The sequence below is a fragment of the Candidatus Kurthia intestinigallinarum genome, assembly GCF_003991225.1.
Taxonomy (GTDB): Bacteria; Bacillota; Bacilli; order Bacillales_A; family Planococcaceae; genus Kurthia; species Kurthia populi.
This window is the reverse complement of record NZ_JTFC01000010.1, coordinates 1-17,661: the sequence shown is the minus strand read 5'-3', so window position 1 is coordinate 17,661 and position 17,661 is coordinate 1. Positions and strand designations below refer to the sequence as shown.

Genomic DNA, 17,661 nt, shown 5'->3' with positions numbered 1-17,661 from the left:
TGGGTATAGTATTTTTTGCATATTATTAGTGAAAGTGAGGTTAGGAAGATGGGAGAATTACCGAAACTCATATCTGAATCTGAAGTAAAAAGGATTTTTCAATTTTTTCAAAATCAGATTGATCGACAAGCTATTGTTGTATCAGTTATTGCTTTGCGTCCAGTTGGCGAGACGCCATTTGAGAAGCTACAACAAATACTTCTTGAAACTGCACGCTCAAGTAACTTATATTTTTTACTATCAAAGGATGTAATAGGCATTGTATTATATGAAGCAACGCAAAAAGATGCGCAATTTTATTTGAAGCGTTTAGAACGAGATTTTCCACAACTAACGTGGCAAGCATCCATTTGTGAATTGCGCCAGAAAGTAGCAGATTTTCAATTCATTAAAGAGGAGCTAATAGAACAGCTACCGACAACTACAACTATCTTTGAAAAAAATATTAGTACGCGTTTTAGTCAGCGCAAAAAAATGAAGAAAAAAGTTAGCATTGTTGAAGCAAATGATGTAGCTCGTCATTTGCTTGAAAATGCCATTCATACGATTAAGCTTCCGAATGTGGAAATTGCGCTTCAGACATTTTCAGATGGAGAAGCTTTTTTGGCGTCTGATTGGTATCAATCAGAGCACGAACATATCGTGCTACTTAACGCAAAATTGCCACGAAAAAATGGTCTGCAAGTCGTCAGTGAACTACGTGATTTACCGAATGACCGGAAGTTTTCGATTTTCTTAATGTCTCGGTTACCTGCAGCTGAGGATCAAATTTCAGCGTATGAGCATGGCGTAGATGCCTACATAATACGCCCGTTTAATCTCGGCGTGTTAAGCGCGCAAGTTAAACAAAAATTAATGAAGAGGGCACATAAATGACAGGTGTTGTATGGCTTTCTTATGGCGTAGTGGCGGCATTTATTGTGCTAGTTTTGATTATGCTTTATGTATCAATTGATACGAAAAATTATCAAAAAAGACAGCAACAAATTAAAAGGGATGTGCAGGAACATACGGCCGCGTGCTATCGCTATTTTATTGAAGGAGACGATGACAGTTGCGTGATTGCTAATACGAATGAAGAATTTGAAGCAATTGAAGAAATTGTAGAAAGCTATATTGCTTATGTCGAAGATGAGGCCATTTTAACGCGTATTTATCAGTATATGGATACGTATTATAGCGCAACATATCGACGACAGTTACGCGGTAATGATACGACAAAGCGTATTAATGCGCTGTATCAAATTATGGATTTTCATATTATTTCACTCTTGCCAGAGGTAAAAGAAATGCTGCTGAAAAAGCATATTACGCTGAAGGAATGCTTTATTGGTCTAAAAATCGTTGCGACATTAGAGGAAGAGAGCACGTACAAATTTTACGTGCACCATAAATCAAAACTTGCCGCAAATCAAGTAACGATGATTGTGAATTGTATGACCGATGATAGAATTTACGATATTGTCGACCATGAGCATACGGATATCGAATGGCTGGTGGCAGCATTAAAGGTGATGGCGAAGCGCCAATTGGCGTATTCAAGTCTTGTTGTGCACGAGCTACTCCATCATGATGTGCAGATTGTGCGAGACGAAGCATTACAGGTGCTTAGTGCCATTGGAACCGAGAAATCATTGATGGATTTTGAAGAGTATTTTTACTCAGAAGATGTAGAGAGCCGGATGCTGTTTGCGAAACTTGCATCCCAGTATAAGCTCGAAGATGTGTCTGCTTATTTAGTTGTGCTAGCGCAGGATAAGTCGTTTCTTGTACGTCAGGCTGCGATTCATGCGATTGCACAATATCCAAAGGGACAAGAGATGTTTGAGCGAATGCTTGAGACGATTGATGATGCGTATATGCATGATTCCATTCATACTTATCTGAAAGGAGGACATGAGCATGTGGCATTGGATTAATCTTTTTTTCCAAACGCTTATTTTAATTTATATGTTTATCGTTATTGGTGTCTATGTGATTATGCTGATTTTCTCGTTGATTGAACTTTATCGCGGGCGCAATATTTCACGTGAGTCGGTAGATGAGGAGCTACAGGATGTTGACTATGTTTATCCATTGTCGATACTCGTGCCAGCTTATAATGAAAGCATTAATATTATCAATACGGTCCAATCACTGCTGAGTAGTCGTTACCCCGAGTATGAAATCATCATTATAAATGATGGTTCAAAGGACGATACGTTAGAAGTAGCGATAACGCATTTTAAAATGAAAAAAGTACATCGTGTCATTCAGACAACCTTGCCGTCGAAGGATGTGCGCGGTATTTATCAGTCAACGATTGATCCACGTATTTTAATGATTGATAAGGAAAACGGCGGAAAAGCAGATTCATTAAATAGTGGTATTAATTTATCAAAGTATCCGTACTTCTGCTCGATTGATGGCGATTGTATTTTAGGGGAAACATCGCTTGTACAAGTGATGGAGGCGTTTGTGAAGGACCCGAATGTCATTGCGGCAGGTGGTAATGTCAAAATTGCGAATGGCTCAGATATTCAAATGGGGACATTAATGCGTTATGGTATGTCAGATAAGCCGCTTGTGATGATGCAAGTTATCGAATATTTCCGTGCTTTTCTTATGGGGCGCATTACATTTAGTCGCTTCAATATGGTGTTTATTATTTCTGGCGCCTTTAGTATTTTCTCGAAAAAGGAAGTCGTCGAAGTAGGGGGTTACTTGCGGGATACAATCGGTGAGGATATGGAGCTTGTCGTGCGTCTACATCGCTTGATTCGCAAAAAACAAAAGTCTAAAAAAATTAAGTTTTTACCGTATCCAGTATGCTGGACAGAGGCTCCTGAAACGTATCAGCAGCTGAAGCGTCAGCGTAGTCGCTGGCATCAAGGGTTAATGGAAAGCTTATGGCGTAATAAACAAATTTTCGCAAATCCCAAATACGGTAAGCTAGGCTTTATCGCCTTTCCGTATTTCTTATTTATCGAATGCTTAGGACCGATTATCGAATTTGCGGGCTACTTATATGTAATTTTCGCCTTTTTCACAGGTGGTGTGTATTTAGAGTTTGCGTTGTTATTACTCTTATTGTTCGTTATCAATGGCGCACTATTTTCGATGGTATCTGTCATTATGGAGTCATGGCTAATGAAGCGTTACATATCAGTAAAAGATATTTGGCGCTTATTCGTCTTAGCCATCACTGAAATCTTTTGGTATAAACCATGTACATTATGGTTCCGTCTACTCGGCTTGTGGAATTATGCTCGCGGTAAAAGTAGCTGGGGCGAAATGGTTCGAAAAGGCTTATAAGGGGATGCGACGATGAAAAAATTACTGATTATTTTTGGTGCGGCCATAGCGCTTTTACTTGTGATTTTTGGGGGCTGGCAATTGAAAAGTGACCAAAAACTCTCGATTGCGATTATCGATAAAACAGTTGCAACGACGGAGTATCAAGAGCATCAGGGGTTAAACTGGCTATTAAAAGCAGAGAAATATGTAAATGACAAGGGAGAACCGTATGCCCTAACAGATTACTTTGGCTATCATCCTGAGCAGGACCAGCCTGTAGGGAAACTCCCGACATCATATGACGATACGAATTTGATTTATATTGCAGATACATATGGTGTCTATGAGGAGAAGCAAGGACAGGCTAAGCCGAAAAAGCTCGATGGTGGGCTGACGATGGATGAATGGAATGCGGTTTTTAAACGTCTTGAAGATGATAAGGCGGTTACGCTTGTAACGGAATTTAATACACTCGCATCGCCAACAACGACCGAGGTACGTGAGCATATGAGCAGTGTACTTGGCATTCATTCGTCTGGCTGGATTGGCCGTCATTTTAATGAGTTATCACTCGACAATCCGGATATGCCGAGCTGGTTAAAGAACGAAAAAAATTGGCCGTATAGTGGCGCTGGCTTTGTGCTTGTGAATGAGGAACAAGAGAAATACTTTATTCTCAAGGATGACAAGGATGTGGCTAGTAAACTTACGGTGAAGTACACCGAAGCGGGTCAAAAAGCATTTGATTTAACAGAGTCCGTCGCATTTAATGGCTGGTTTGATATTGTTGAAAGTGAATCAGCAGAAGCGACACTCGCAAACTTCCACTGGGATTTAACGGATTCAGGGAAGCAGTTAATGAAAGAACATGGTGTGCCAACAAAATTTGTCGCTGTTAATAAAATGACGATGAACAATGCGACAGCGTATTACTTTGCGGGGCAATTCAATGTAACACCGTCTGTGCCGAATTACTATCAATTCCTTGGTGTGGAGATATTGAATAGTTGGATTAGTCATTTTAGTAAGGAAACGGGCTTCTACTGGGATGCATATGTACCGATGATGAAAAAGGTACTCGCCCAAACGACCGCACAAAAAAATAAAAAGGTAGCGGCCCTCAAAAAACCAAAGGAAGTTCAATATGTGTCGCGCATTCATGACAATGATATGCAGGTGCAAGTGAATGGAAAATGGCAGTCAATGAAAATTCAAGGCGTCAATGTAGGGATGGGAAAACTCGGTACGTTCCCTGGACAGGCAGCGATTACGGAAAATGAATATTATAAATGGTTCCAAGATATTGGTAAGCTTGGCTCCAATACGATGCGTGTTTATACGGTGCAACCACCTGGGTTTTATAATGCATTGAAGCGTTATAACGAAGCACACGAACAAAAGCTTTATTTGTTGCATGGTACGTGGATTGATGAGGAACGAATTGTTCATAAGGGTAATGTCTTTGACAAGCAGGCGACAACGGAATTCCGTGATGAAATTCGCCACATCGTCGATATTCTTCATGGCAATGAAATGATTGCTTATAAAAAGGGGCATGCAACAGGGGCCTATACAGCCGATGTGTCAGAGTATGTCATCGGTTGGGTGCTTGGCATTGAGTGGGACCCAGTGATGGTGAAGTCAACGAATAAGAAAAACAAAGCAGTTGGCGACTATAAAGGCACATATGTATATACAAAGGGTGCATCGCCATTTGAACATTGGATTGCTGAAAATCTAGATTACGTCGCAAAATATGAAAAAGATAAGTATAACTGGGTTCGTCCACTAAGCTTTACAAACTGGGTGACGACAGATCTACTGGAGCATCCTGAGGAGCCTGATCCAGAGGAGGACTTAGTATCCGTCAATCCGAATGTTATTCATTTAAAAGGGGACGTAACGAAAACACAGCAATTCGCAAGCTATCATGTGTATCCGTATTATCCTGAATCGCTGAATTACCAATACAATGATTATATCGATTTTCGTGGCAAGAAAAATAACTACGCAGCGTATTTAAAGGATTTACATGCAGCACATGATATGCCGGTGTTAATCGCAGAGTTTGGGATTCCATCATCACGAGGGAAAACGCATAATAACGTCAATGGTTGGAATCAGGGGCATATGTCTGAAACACAACAAGGCGAGACACTCGTTCATTTATTTGAGGATATTTTACATGAGGATATGATGGGTGGCTTAATCTTTACCTGGCAGGATGAATGGTTTAAGCGGACGTGGAATACGATGGATTTAGATGACCCAGATCGTCGTCCATTTTGGTCAAATGCACAGACGAGTGAGCAGCAATTTGGCTTATTGAGCTTTGATGTATTAAAGGTGAAGGTCGATGGGGATGATCGTGACTGGGAAGGCGCAAAGACCATGTATGAGTCAAGTGGGCCAATCGAGTCACTCATGATGCAGCATGATGAGCGCTATGTGTATTATAAAATTCAAATGAGTGCTGATGCGAAGGGGTATCCGATGCTCATGCTTGATACGAAGCAGACGCAAGGTAATACAAAGATTAATAACTATAAGTTGAAAACTGAAAATGGACTCGAGTTTATCGCGCCGTTAAAATCAGCGAAAAATGCTCGTCTACTTGTCGATACACAGTATGATATTTATGCACTGTATTACGGCAAATACGATCCAGAAAATATTACGTATCATCCTGAAAAAAATACAGGAAATTTTACGAAAATTAATTATGTACTAAGCAATGAACTAAACATCCCAACAACGAAAGAAAAAATCCCATTCGTTGGGTATGAAACGGGTAAATTACTTGAAGGCAATGCGAACCCTGAAGCAGAAGACTATAATTCTCTTGTTGATTTTAATATAAATGAAGAAGAGCATTTTATTGAGCTACGTGTGCCGTGGATGCTCATGAGCTTCTCAGACCCAAGTTTGAAGGAAGTAATTGGCGATATTGATAAGCCGGATTATATGGCACGTGAAAAGGTAGACGGCATTCACGTAGGTGTTGCCTTTATGAATGATGAGGACAAAGTTGTTCAAACGTTGCCAGCAAAAAAAGGCAATACTACCCGTCCGTTCAAACAATATACATGGGCAAACTGGGAGCAGCCGAACTCGATTTATCGTCTGAAACCATCCTACTACATGGTACAGGATGCCTTTATGAAAAATGAACAAGCCTTTGTGAAATAACGAAATGAGGCTTTGACATACGTGTAGAAATCAGCTCTCATATGAGCATAAGAAAAACCGGAATCGCGCGGTGGCGCGGTTCCGGTTTTTCATTGCGAACGCTAAAAAAAGAACATGACATGTTTTGCCCCAGCCTCATTTTTTTATGCACTGTCAGAAATCATTGATTGCCTCAAGGAGCGAGTTTTGGCTACGACATATTTCTAAATAAGTGCCAAACTACGTCTATTTTCGTACGTAAAAAGAGAGTTTTAATAAGCATCATGCAGAAAGCTGTCAACGAAAATTTTTATTTGCGATTTTTTCATAGATATTTATTATTTTTAAGATATGAAAAAGGCCCGTTTTCAGTTGTTTTCGGCAAAAACAGGTGCTTTCAGGCTCTCCGAGGGTTGTTTTTGCACGAAAAATCGGATTTGGTCAGTCTAGTATGTCATTTATTGAAATGAATCAAAAATGCGCCATGCAGCACGCTTTTTCTAAGTGAAAGAGAGCCGTTAGAGGCCGAAAATAGACCCGAAATCGTGAAAAATGGGCTGAAAACGTCCCTGTTTTGTCCGGTTTTGACAAGATGCTGTACAAAGTTATGGTACGTATCAACCGAAAAAAACATAATTATTTGATATGAAATGCTATTTGGACAAATGATTAGCGTTTCACTAGGTTCATAGACATAGCGCTGACACTTATTAAAAAATAAGTCGTATGCAAAAGACGCTTTCTAGCAGGATGTGGCTTTTTAAATAAATGATTCGAAATAAAAAATGGTGTGACATTTAAACGTCACACCGCATGTATTAATCATTTGTTACATACCGATCTTTCGCGCTCGCATAGGAGAAGAAGAATAAAATAATCGCAACGGCTAAGTAAACAAAGTTCGCGCTATGGAAGCCACCAGCGTAATCATGTACGAAGCCGTATAATACCGGACCGGTTGCGGCTAATAAATAACCGATGGATTGCCCGAAGCCAGATAGCTCCGCTGCCTCGTAGGCGTTACGTGCCCGAACAGAGAAGAACATCATACAAATACCAAACGATGCACCACCCGCAAGCCCTAGAAAAATCATCCACAACCATGTGAGGCTCGTCCATTCAAGTAAGAGACCACCAAAACCGATTAAATAAAACAGTGAAAACATCGCAACAAGTGGGCGCTGGTCGCGTGTACGGCCTGCTAAAATGGGAATGATAAAGGTCATCGGAATTTGTGAAAATTGTAGTACAGAGAACATTGCACCCGATGCACTCGCGCTCATTCCTTGCTCGGTAAGCATTGCCGGAACCCATGCGACGGTCGTATAAAATAAAAATGACTGAAAGCCCATCGCAAAGGTCAAAGCCCATGTCAGTGGATATTGCCAAATTTTCTTTTTCGGTGGCTTACCTGAAAGATTGGCTGCATTTACATGATCCGTCTTTTTCGTTTGTGGTAGCCACACGATAATCGCAATAATGATAAAAACAAGCCAAATGGATAGCGTGCCTTGCCAGCCAAGTGCTGTGGTTGCGATTGGATAGCTTACACCGGCTGCTAGACTTGCTGTTACATTCATCGAAACGGTAAAAATGGCTGTCAGTAGCCCGATTTGAAGCGGGAAGCGAAGCTTAATGATGCTTGGCATCAATACATTACTAAATGCAATACCGATACCGATTAGCACTGTGCCGATGTAGAGCATCGTGCTACTGCCAAGCGAGCGTAAAATAACACCGATTGCTAAAATGAACATCGCAATAAATAAAGTGCGCTCGATGCCAATTCGGCGAGATACCTTTGGAACGATTGGTGAGACGACGGCAAATGCTAGAAGCGGAATCGTCGTAATGAAGCCTGCTATAACATTTGAAATATGTAGGTTATCACGTAAAATTTCGACAATTGGGCCGACTGATGTTATCGGGGAGCGCATCGTAAAGGAAATACAAACGATGCCTAGTACGAATAACCAGGTCGCCTTCGTCCATTTGCGTGAAGTTTCAAAATGTGATTGTTCCATATTCCTCCTCCTATTCCTGAATTGAACTAAGCGTAACAGGTTCGACAAGTAAAGTATAGAAACAAATTATTAGAGGATTACATAAGTTTTAATGTCAATTAAGTCTTGAAGTGAATTGTGTTTTATATTAGAATGAAACGAGTATTAAAAAGAATATTGCAATGCCTCATCCAGCAAAAAAAGGTGAGGTAGAGGTCGCGAACGTTATTAGTATCATTTTCGAGATGAGAAAGCATTACTGACAAAATGAGAAAGGAACGTTTGCCGAAGTATTTCAAATGCTTTTATCATTTGAATGCTGGGGCTGTCGCTTAATAGGTGCAGAACTGTCACGTAACAACGTGTTGAGCTATCTTTAATCTAAGTTTGGTGGGACTACTGTATACATACAACCCATTTTAGAGAAAGTTCTAGAATGGGTTTTTTTATTCAGAAAAACCACTGTTAGACCTTGATACGCAATAGGAAAAGAGGAAATTTTTTATGAGCAACAATACAGAACAGCTCGAGTTGAGCCGTGGTCTTAAATCACGCCATATCACGATGATTTCGCTTGGTGGTACGATTGGAACAGGGTTATTACTAGCAAGTGGGAACTCGATTGCACAGGCAGGTCCTGGTGGCGCACTTTTAGCTTATGCCTTAATTGGTGTGATGGTGTACTTCTTAATGACCGGCCTTGGTGAAATGTCGGCTTACATGCCAGTATCATCTACGAGCACATACGCAACACGTTTTATTGATCCATCACTTGGATTCGCATTGGGTTGGAACTATTGGTATAACTGGGCAGTAACAATCGCGGCAGAAGTAGCGGCCGTAGCACTTGTTATGAAATATTGGTTCCCAGATACACCTTCATATATTTGGAGTGCTGCATTCCTAATTATTATTTTCTTACTGAACTATTTATCAGTAAACACATTTGGTGAAAGTGAATATTGGTTTGCGTTTATTAAAGTCGCAACGATCATTATTTTCTTAATCGTATCATTCTTAATGATCTTTGGTATTATCGGTGGGAAAGCGCCGGTTGGCTTCACAAACTTCTTTGAAGGTGACGGTCCATTCCACGGTGGTTTCTTCGCAATACTAGGTATTTTCCTAGCAGCAGGGTTCTCATTCCAAGGGACAGAATTACTTGGTGCGACTGCTGGTGAAGCAAAAGATCCTGAAAAAACAATTCCAAAAGCTGTGAAATCTATTTTTTGGCGTATTTTATTATTCTATATCTTAGCGTTATTCGCGATTGGTTTATTATTACCTTACACAGACCCTCGCTTAGTGAATGCTGATGACAATGTAGCGATTAGCCCATTCACATTAGTATTTGAAAATGCGGGTATTGCGTTTGCGGCAACATTAATGAATGCGGTTGTGTTAACAGCGATTTTATCAGCAGGTAACTCTGGCTTATACGCATCATCACGTACATTATGGCAGTTAGCAAAAGACGGCTTAGCGCCAAAAATCTTCTTAAAATTAAACCGTAAAGGCGTGCCAGTAGCTGCATTAGTATTAACGGTATTAGTAGCCTGCCTAGCGTTCCTAACATCATTCTTCGGAACAGGTGAAGTATATATGTGGTTATTATCTTCATCTGGTATGTGTGGCTTTATCGCTTGGATTGGGATGGCCGCAAGTCATTACCGCTTCCGTCGCGCATATATCGCACAAGGAAAAGATTTAAATGATTTACCATATCGTTCTGGCTGGTACCCATTTGGTCCGATTTTCGCCTTTATTTTATGTGCGATTATTTTAGTCGGCCAAGTTCAAGATTTTATGGGTGGCGACATCGACTGGGTAGGAATGACGGTTTCATACATTAGTGTACCGATTTTCTTACTATTATGGATTGGCTATAAAGTGAAACACAAAACAAAAGTATACAAACTACAAGATGTTGATTTAGAAACGGATCATCGTCAGTAGCTAAAAAAAGAGTCGCATTGCGGCTCTTTTTTTGTTCGTAAAACGATATAAAACGAAAAACTTTTCATATCATAAAATTGACGTTATATACAAAAATGAGAAAAATGTTCGTGAAACAGCTAAAAAAACGTGCATGAGTAAAAGAATGTTAAGAAATTAGTTTATTTTCATAATATTCGAAATAAATAAAATTCTTAAACGTGTATTGATTTTAAGAAGTAGAGTGATATACTTTGTACATTATTTCTTTTAAATAATAAACAACTTACTCATATAATAGTGGGGATATGGCCCACGAGTTTCTACCAATTCGCCGTAAATGAATTGACTATGAGAGGCAATTATCCAAAACGTTTATTTCGTTTTATATTCGACTTAATACTCGATGTATATTGCCCTACTCGTAGAATTACGATTAGGGTAGTGTGCGTCGAGTTTTTTTATTTTAAAAAGTGAACATTCGAAGGGAGCCTTTCATCGTGAAAGCATTAGAACAAGCAATTTTAGCAAAAGGTAAAGTTTTATCAGAGGACGTATTAAAAGTGGATTCATTTTTAAATCACCAAATTGACCCAGCATTAATGCAAGCAATGGGCCAAGAATTTGCTGACTTATATAAAGATGCAGGCATTACAAGAATTTTAACATTAGAAGCATCAGGTATCGCACCAGCAGTAATGGCTGGCTTAATCTTAGGCGTACCTGTTGTATTCGGCCGCAAACGTAAATCAGTTACATTACAAGACAATCTTTACACTGCGGATGTTTATTCATTCACAAAAAAAGTAACGAACACCATTTCAGTTTCTAAAGACTTTTTAGATAAAGAAGACACACTATTAATCATCGATGATTTCTTAGCGAACGGAGAAGCAGCGAAGGGCTTACTTGACGTTGCCAACCAAGCAGGGGCGAAGGTTGCCGGCATCGGAATCGTAATTGAAAAAGGATTCCAACCAGGTGGTAAAGCACTTCGCGAACAAGGATATCGCGTTGATTCATTAGCAATTGTTTCTTCATTGGAAAATGGCACAGTAACATTTGCTTAGGAGGCAATTAGGACAATGAACAAGGCAAAACTTGCGACATTAGGGATTCAACATTTACTTGCAATGTATGCGGGTGCGATTTTAGTACCGATGATTATCGGGGGCGCACTAGGCTTTAACGCCACGCAAATGACGTATTTAATTTCAATTGATATTCTGATGTGCGGCGTTGCGACATTACTTCAAGTAATGCGCGGTAAAGTATTCGGAATTGGGTTACCACTCGTTTTGGGTTGTACGTTTACAGCCGTTACACCGATCATCGGTATCGGCAATGAATTTGGCTTAGGCTCAATTTACGGTGCTGTTATCGCATCTGGTTTAATCGTTGTATTGATTTCAGGTTTCTTCGGAAAGTTAGTAAAATTTTTCCCACCAATCGTAACGGGCTCTGTTGTAACGATTATTGGGTTAACATTGATTCCAGTAGCATTTAATAATGCTGCCGGTGGTCAAGGTGCGAAAGACTTTGCATCAGCTGAAAATGTTATTTTAGCATTTACAACAATGCTTCTGATTGTGTTAATTTATCGCTTCTCTACAGGTTTTGTACGTTCAATTGCCATCTTAATTGGCTTAGTCGTTGGAACAGTCATTGCCTCATTTATGGGCAAAGTTGACTTTACGAATGTAGCAAATGCTTCATGGCTACATATGGTGAAACCGTTCTACTTCGCGACACCAGAATTTAATCTTGTACCAATCTTAACGATGACGCTCGTTGCTATCGTGTCATTAGTCGAATCTACAGGTTCTTACTTTGCGCTTAGCAATATGACAAAAACGCCAATCGACTCAAAAGCATTAGCACGCGGGTATCGCTCTGAAGGGTTAGCATCAATTATTGGTGGTATCTTCAACTCGTTCCCATACACAGCGTTTTCTCAAAATGTTGGTCTGATGCAAATGACAGGCGTGAAAAATCGCGCGGTTATCGTTGTGACAGGCGTTATGCTTGTGGCACTTGGCTTCTTACCAAAAATCGCTGCACTCGCAACAATCATTCCAACGGCTGTTCTTGGCGGGGCAATGATTGTCATGTTCGGGACGGTAATGTCACAAGGTGTTAAAATGCTAGCAGTTGCTATCGGTAAAAATGAAGGAAATGCGATGATCGTCGCTTGCTCATTAGGTATGGGTTTAGGCGTAACGGTTTTACCAGAAATATTCAAAGTCTTACCGAGTGTGCTTCAACTGATTACAAGTAACGGCATTGTAGCAGGTAGTTTAACGGCTATCATTTTAAATATTGTATTCAATATGATTCCTTGGAAAAGAGAATCATTGTCTATGGAGGCGCAGCAGGAGTTAGATGCAGTGAATCCACGTAAACAATCAACAAAGTTCTCTGAAAAAGAGGCTTAACAGTATAGAAGAAAGAGACGAGGGAAAGAATTCCTTCGTCTCTTTTTTTATGGTATGATGATGAAAAATATTTTCTTTTTACAATTTTAACCTTTTATTAATGAACATGTTGTTTGTCGCTAGTTTCCGGGAATATAGTATATGAACACGAAATTTATTTTCATAAATTAGGAGGCGTTTTTTGATGTATGAAGATTTAAAAGGTAAGGTAGTAGCAATCACAGGTGGCTCAACAGGTCTAGGTCGTGCAATGGCACTGCGTTTTGCGAAAGAAGGTGCGAATGTCGCGATTAACTACTATAAAGACGAAGCAGAGGCGCAAGAAGTAAAGGCAGAGCTAGAATCTCATGGTGTCAAAGCCATTATCTTCGGTGGCGATGTACAAAAAGAAGAAGATGTTGTGAATTTCGTACAGACGACGATTAAAGAATTAGGGACACTTGATGTCATGGTGAATAATGCAGGGATCGAAAACCCTGTGCCATCACATGAGATGCCACTAGAGGACTGGAATCGCGTTATTGGAACGAATTTAACAGGGGCATTTTTAGGAAGTCGCGAAGCTATTAAATACTTCGTTGAACATGATATTAAAGGAAGCGTTATTAATATGTCATCGGTGCATGAAATGATTCCGTGGCCTTTATTTGTACACTATGCGGCATCAAAAGGCGGTATTAAGCTGATGACAGAGACCCTTGCACTTGAATATGCGCCAAAAGGCATTCGCGTAAACAGCATCGGGCCTGGTGCCATTGATACACCGATTAACGCGGAGAAATTTGCAGATCCAGAGCAGCGTGCAGATGTGGAGAGCATGGTGCCGATGGGCTTTATCGGCGAGCCAGAAGACGTTGCAAACTGTGCAGCTTTCCTAGCATCTGAGCAGGCGCGTTATGTAACGGGGATTACGTTATTTGTAGATGGCGGTATGACGAAATATCCGGACTTCCAAGCAGGTCGCGGTTAGATAGAAAGAGACTGGGACAAAACACGTCATGTTCCTTTTCTAGCGTTCGTAACGAAAAACCGGAATCACGCCACAGCGCGATTCCGGTTTTTTATGCTTCTAGGAACGGTTGTTTTTATACGTATGTTCCGTCTCTTTTTTATTCAAAAGAATCTTTTTCCTGCTGCTCCCACATACGTTGCTGTTCTTCTTCAGCCACAACTTGCAAGTCATAGGCATCAATCGTCAACAGCTCGTAGTCCGCGTTATGTTTATCGATATAAGTTTTTACAAGCTGCTTCACATATTTTGGTGAACCATCCTGCTCCTCATCATATAAAATTAAAAATGCATCTGAATGCAGGACGAAAAATTTATTTTTCTCAACAAATTGCCATGGTGCTTCATAAGGACGATTGGTAATTGCTGTTGTGAAATCAGCCTTTGCCATTATGTCATTATAATGAAGCTTTTTTTGCTCGTTCCAATTTTTTTCTTGGTCTAAAAACGGAATCATCACACCATATTGTAAGTTGGGAAACACTTCTTGAAGTTCCCATACAACCTCGACGACCCATGTTTCAACACCAAGTTGGCCGCTAACAAGCACCCATTCAAGCCCATCTTCTATTAATGGCAGCAATCGGTCCTTTAAAGCTTTTTTAATCACAGCCAATCCAGGATGTGAATCATTGAAAATACCTAGCTCCTGTGGTTTGTATCCTGTGACAGCTAATCGTTTAATCGCCATATTTTCACCTCGTTTAAATAAGCATATCACAGTGTAATAGCGAGAAAAACGAATGCAATCGACAACAATCATTTTCATTCAAAAAAGGCATATACTGTATGCCATATTGATATAGCGAAAAAGTGGCTGAGCATTGAAATTTTATGTGCATTGAACGACAATACAGTTGTATAACCGGTTAATGCATAATAAAATCAATTCGCTTGGAGGCGTAGGAATATGAAAGCAGCAGTATGGCATGGTGAGAAAGATATTCGCGTTGAAGAAAAGGAATTAAAAGCATTAAAGGATAATGAAGTAACCGTACGTGTCGCATGGGCGGGGATTTGTGGCTCTGATTTACATGAATATCAGGAAGGGCCTGTATTCATTCCTGTGAACGAGCCAGATGAACTAACAGGTGAAGTAGCGCCGATCATTATGGGGCATGAATTTTCAGGTGTTATTGAAAAGGTAGGGAAAGACGTTACGAACTATCAAGTGGGCGACCGTGTTGTTGTGAATCCAACAATCACATATGGTAATAAACCAGAAGATGTAGATTGCTATGATGGCTTTAGTTTTATTGGATTACACGGTGATGGTGGCTTTGCGGCATTTGCGAATGCACCTGAGCATAATATTTATAAGTTACCCGATACACTATCATTGCAAGATGCAGCACTTGTGGAGCCAACTGCAGTGGCTGTGCAAGCAGTGAAGGAAGGAAATCTACTATTTGGTGATAATGTGGCTATATTTGGCGCAGGCCCAATCGGTTTATTAACCGTAATTGCAGCAAAAGCAGCGGGTGCAAGTAATATTATCGTCTTTGACTTATCAGAAACACGTCTACAAATGGCGAAGGATTTAGGTGCTACGGCTATCTTTAATTCTGCCGAAGTCGATCCAGTTGAAGCGGTAAAACAATATGCGCCTGCTGGTGTAGATGTGACCTTTGAAGTGGCCGGCGTTGCACCAACATTCAAATCATCGATTGACGTGACACGCCCTCGCGGAACGGTTGTTATTGTCTCCATTTTTGCACGTCCAATTGAATGGAATCCAATGCAATTAACGAATACAGGTGTAAAAGTGACATCAACGATTGCCTATACGCCAACTTCATTCCAGCAAACGGTTGATTTAATGGGAACAGGCCAATTACAACCGCAAGGCATTATTACCTCACAAATTGAATTAGATGATATTGTTGAAAAAGGCTTTGAGGCATTAACGAACGATAAATCTCAGGCTAAAATTTTAGTGAAATTAAGCGGTGACATGTAAGCACCAGCAACTATAAGAAAAGAAGCTTGGATAAAACACGTCATTTTTCTTTTTTAGCGTTCGCAACGAAAAACCGGAACCGTGCTACAGTACGATTCCGGTTTTTCTTATGCTCATATAAACGGTTGTTTTTATACGTATGTCCCAGCCTCTTTTAATTTGTGAAAAATTCTTCATATAGAAGGAACTCCGGTAATGTGAATGCAAATTCTTTAGTGCTAACATTGCCAGTCATTTTATAAAATGCATAGCCTTCAAATAATCGTGCTAAAACTTCTTCTATAGAAAGTAAATACTTTCGATAATCCTCTGGAAGCTGTGTATTAGATGAAATTTGCTGTAATGTTTCCGATGCTTGTAGCTGTTCATAAAGCTGCTGTCTTTTATATGCATAGACCTCATCATGTTTTTGATGTAAATCAATGAGATGACCGTATTCATGGAAAAAGGCAAGCTTCATTTGCGCGGGCCGGTCATATTTATAGTAAAGCCCAATCGTTTGCGTCGCAGTATCAAAGAAGCCATTCGCACCTTTTAGCCCAGAATGAAGGGTTAATGATGGAATCTTGACGAAGGTTTTGAAGGATGCTGATAAAAATATACAGCAGTCCTCAATAATTGTTAAGAAATTCAATGCTTTTTCACGTGGCATATAAGCAATAGACCATGTAGTAATAAACGGTGTTAACCGTGAAAAATCATAATATTGTTGTAGTATGGTGGGCATATCTTTTGGAGCTTCGTTTTTTTGTTGCTGCTTTAAAGCGCATGCAGCATGCTCGACTTCAGTAGAAAATGCAGCATCGTGATTATGTTGTGCATCCCGAATGACAAATGAAGTACGTCCAATTGTATAGAGTGTTTGCTGATCAATTTGTAGAAGCAACTTATTTGCACGTCCAGGTAGCAGTGTAATAACAGGAATCAATGTATCAAATAACTGAATGGCAATTGTCGCTTTTGTAAAAGGAAATACACAGCACTGCGCAATTCCTTCTATAAGTGTAGTTAAAAATCCCGTCATCTTTGTCGCATTGCCATCAATTGTTAATAGAGTAGCGCAGGCACTTTCTTCTATAGTATGTTGCTGTGGTAATGAAATGATAGAATTTTCGTATGAAAAGGGAGTTGTTTTAACGTTAAAACCCAATGAAATCACCTCTTTATCTATCATATAACAATGTTTTTTTCATTGGTGAAGAAAAAAATAAAAAAATCATAAAAAACTATTGCATAATTGTTTTTTATGACATATAATATTTCTTGTCTTGAAAAACATAAGACATAAAAAAATGATTGACACACGTTAATCAGATTTGTTATTATCTAATAGTTGCTTAACAACTTCTAAAAAAAACATTAAAAACTTTTTAAAAAAGTTGTTGACAAACAAAAAGATATAATGATATAATAAGTAAGTCGTTAAGATAACGGCAAACGAAATGAACCTTGAAAACTGAACAAGCAAGATGTAATCACAATAAATTCGGTTCAATTGAATCGAAAAAAATGTTATCAAGCAAGATAACGCTAGCAAAGCAAATGAGCTTTCAAACACTTTTTATGGAGAGTTTGATCCTGGCTCAGGACGAACGCTGGCGGCGTGCCTAATACATGCAAGTCGAGCGAATGATGAGAAGCTTGCTTCTCTGATTTAGCGGCGGACGGGTGAGTAACACGTGGGCAACCTGCCCTGTAGACTGGGATAACTTCGGGAAACCGGAGCTAATACCGGATAATTCTTTTAGCCTCATGGCTTTAAGCTAAAAGGCGCTTCGGCGTCACTACAGGATGGGCCCGCGGTGCATTAGCTAGTTGGTGGGGTAACGGCCTACCAAGGCAACGATGCATAGCCGACCTGAGAGGGTGATCGGC

12 protein-coding genes, 1 rRNA gene and 2 riboswitches are annotated in these 17,661 nt (G+C 39.9%); of the genes, 10 read left to right on the top strand and 3 right to left on the bottom strand.

Translation table 11 applies throughout. The features are described 5' to 3' along the window. Positions 1–48 precede the first annotated feature (48 nt). Genes QI30_RS03410 through QI30_RS03395 form a run of 4 tightly spaced genes read left to right on the top strand, consistent with a single transcriptional unit; the run spans position 49 to position 6,465 of the window. The gene (locus QI30_RS03410; RefSeq protein WP_126989551.1) at positions 49–876 is read left to right on the top strand and encodes a response regulator; all 828 of its coding nucleotides are present in this window, start codon (positions 49–51) and stop codon (positions 874–876) included. Next, positions 873–1,919 (top strand): HEAT repeat domain-containing protein, encoded by a 1,047-nt coding sequence (locus tag QI30_RS03405; protein WP_126989550.1) that lies wholly within the window; start codon positions 873–875, stop codon positions 1,917–1,919. Before QI30_RS03410 ends, QI30_RS03405 begins: the two co-directional genes overlap by 4 nt. After that, the gene (locus QI30_RS03400) at positions 1,903–3,294 is read left to right on the top strand and encodes a glycosyltransferase family 2 protein (RefSeq protein ID WP_370323578.1); all 1,392 of its coding nucleotides are present in this window, start codon (positions 1,903–1,905) and stop codon (positions 3,292–3,294) included. The genes QI30_RS03405 and QI30_RS03400 overlap by 17 nt, the downstream gene beginning before the upstream one ends. A gap of 12 nt (positions 3,295–3,306) precedes the next feature. Beyond that, a complete protein-coding gene (locus QI30_RS03395) occupies positions 3,307–6,465 on the top strand; it encodes a hypothetical protein (RefSeq protein ID WP_126989548.1) in 3,159 nt (1,052 codons plus the stop codon). A 797-nt stretch (positions 6,466–7,262) separates the two neighbouring features. Here the strand turns inward: QI30_RS03395 and QI30_RS03390 are convergent. Beyond that, positions 7,263–8,468, bottom strand: coding sequence for a CynX/NimT family MFS transporter (locus QI30_RS03390; protein WP_126989547.1), 1,206 nt, complete (start codon positions 8,466–8,468; stop codon positions 7,263–7,265). Between the two features lie 181 nt (positions 8,469–8,649). Continuing rightward, positions 8,650–8,828: riboswitch (Lysine riboswitch) on the top strand. 123 nt (positions 8,829–8,951) lie between these two features. On the opposite strand from QI30_RS03390, the gene QI30_RS03385 reads away from it, so the two are divergent. From QI30_RS03385 to QI30_RS03370, 4 genes are all read left to right on the top strand, one after another. Further along, complete coding sequence (locus tag QI30_RS03385; RefSeq protein WP_126989546.1) at positions 8,952–10,403, top strand: amino acid permease; 1,452 nt, start codon at positions 8,952–8,954, stop codon at positions 10,401–10,403. Between the two features lie 249 nt (positions 10,404–10,652). Then, a riboswitch (purine riboswitch) is annotated at positions 10,653–10,754 on the top strand. Positions 10,755–10,882: 128 nt separating this feature from the next. Further along, the gene (locus QI30_RS03380) at positions 10,883–11,452 is read left to right on the top strand and encodes a xanthine phosphoribosyltransferase (RefSeq protein ID WP_126989545.1); all 570 of its coding nucleotides are present in this window, start codon (positions 10,883–10,885) and stop codon (positions 11,450–11,452) included. A 15-nt stretch (positions 11,453–11,467) separates the two neighbouring features. Further along, positions 11,468–12,817, top strand: coding sequence for a nucleobase:cation symporter-2 family protein (locus QI30_RS03375; protein WP_126989544.1), 1,350 nt, complete (start codon positions 11,468–11,470; stop codon positions 12,815–12,817). A gap of 184 nt (positions 12,818–13,001) precedes the next feature. Next, positions 13,002–13,787: an SDR family oxidoreductase gene (locus tag QI30_RS03370; protein WP_126989543.1), complete on the top strand. Its 786-nt coding sequence runs from the start codon at positions 13,002–13,004 to the stop codon at positions 13,785–13,787. A 139-nt stretch (positions 13,788–13,926) separates the two neighbouring features. Here the strand turns inward: QI30_RS03370 and QI30_RS03365 are convergent, their stop codons facing one another. Next, positions 13,927–14,517, bottom strand: coding sequence for an SLOG family protein (locus QI30_RS03365; protein WP_126989542.1), 591 nt, complete (start codon positions 14,515–14,517; stop codon positions 13,927–13,929). Between the two features lie 219 nt (positions 14,518–14,736). Between QI30_RS03365 and QI30_RS03360 the strand changes: the two genes are divergently transcribed. After that, on the top strand, positions 14,737–15,786 hold the full coding sequence (locus QI30_RS03360; RefSeq protein WP_126989541.1) for a 2,3-butanediol dehydrogenase: 1,050 nt from the start codon (positions 14,737–14,739) through the stop codon (positions 15,784–15,786). 154 nt (positions 15,787–15,940) lie between these two features. On the opposite strand, the gene QI30_RS03355 is transcribed toward QI30_RS03360, so the two are convergent. Further along, positions 15,941–16,936, bottom strand: coding sequence for a hypothetical protein (locus tag QI30_RS03355; protein ID WP_126989540.1), 996 nt, complete (start codon positions 16,934–16,936; stop codon positions 15,941–15,943). 410 nt (positions 16,937–17,346) lie between these two features. On the opposite strand from QI30_RS03355, the gene QI30_RS03350 reads away from it, so the two are divergent. Continuing rightward, a 16S ribosomal RNA gene (locus QI30_RS03350) occupies positions 17,347–17,661 on the top strand; the annotation flags it as partial.

Excerpts from the sequence above, each read along its gene's own strand:
- QI30_RS03410 (WP_126989551.1), top strand. The coding sequence starts at position 49 with ATGGGAGAATTACCGAAACTCATATCTGAATCTGAAGTAAAAAGGATT.
- QI30_RS03405 (WP_126989550.1), top strand. The coding sequence starts at position 873 with ATGACAGGTGTTGTATGGCTTTCTTATGGCGTAGTGGCGGCATTTATT.
- QI30_RS03400 (WP_370323578.1), top strand. The coding sequence starts at position 1,903 with ATGTGGCATTGGATTAATCTTTTTTTCCAAACGCTTATTTTAATTTAT.
- QI30_RS03395 (WP_126989548.1), top strand. The coding sequence starts at position 3,307 with ATGAAAAAATTACTGATTATTTTTGGTGCGGCCATAGCGCTTTTACTT.
- QI30_RS03390 (WP_126989547.1), bottom strand. The coding sequence starts at position 8,468 with ATGGAACAATCACATTTTGAAACTTCACGCAAATGGACGAAGGCGACC.
- QI30_RS03385 (WP_126989546.1), top strand. The coding sequence starts at position 8,952 with ATGAGCAACAATACAGAACAGCTCGAGTTGAGCCGTGGTCTTAAATCA.
- QI30_RS03375 (WP_126989544.1), top strand. The coding sequence starts at position 11,468 with ATGAACAAGGCAAAACTTGCGACATTAGGGATTCAACATTTACTTGCA.
- QI30_RS03370 (WP_126989543.1), top strand. The coding sequence starts at position 13,002 with ATGTATGAAGATTTAAAAGGTAAGGTAGTAGCAATCACAGGTGGCTCA.
- QI30_RS03365 (WP_126989542.1), bottom strand. The coding sequence starts at position 14,517 with ATGGCGATTAAACGATTAGCTGTCACAGGATACAAACCACAGGAGCTA.
- QI30_RS03360 (WP_126989541.1), top strand. The coding sequence starts at position 14,737 with ATGAAAGCAGCAGTATGGCATGGTGAGAAAGATATTCGCGTTGAAGAA.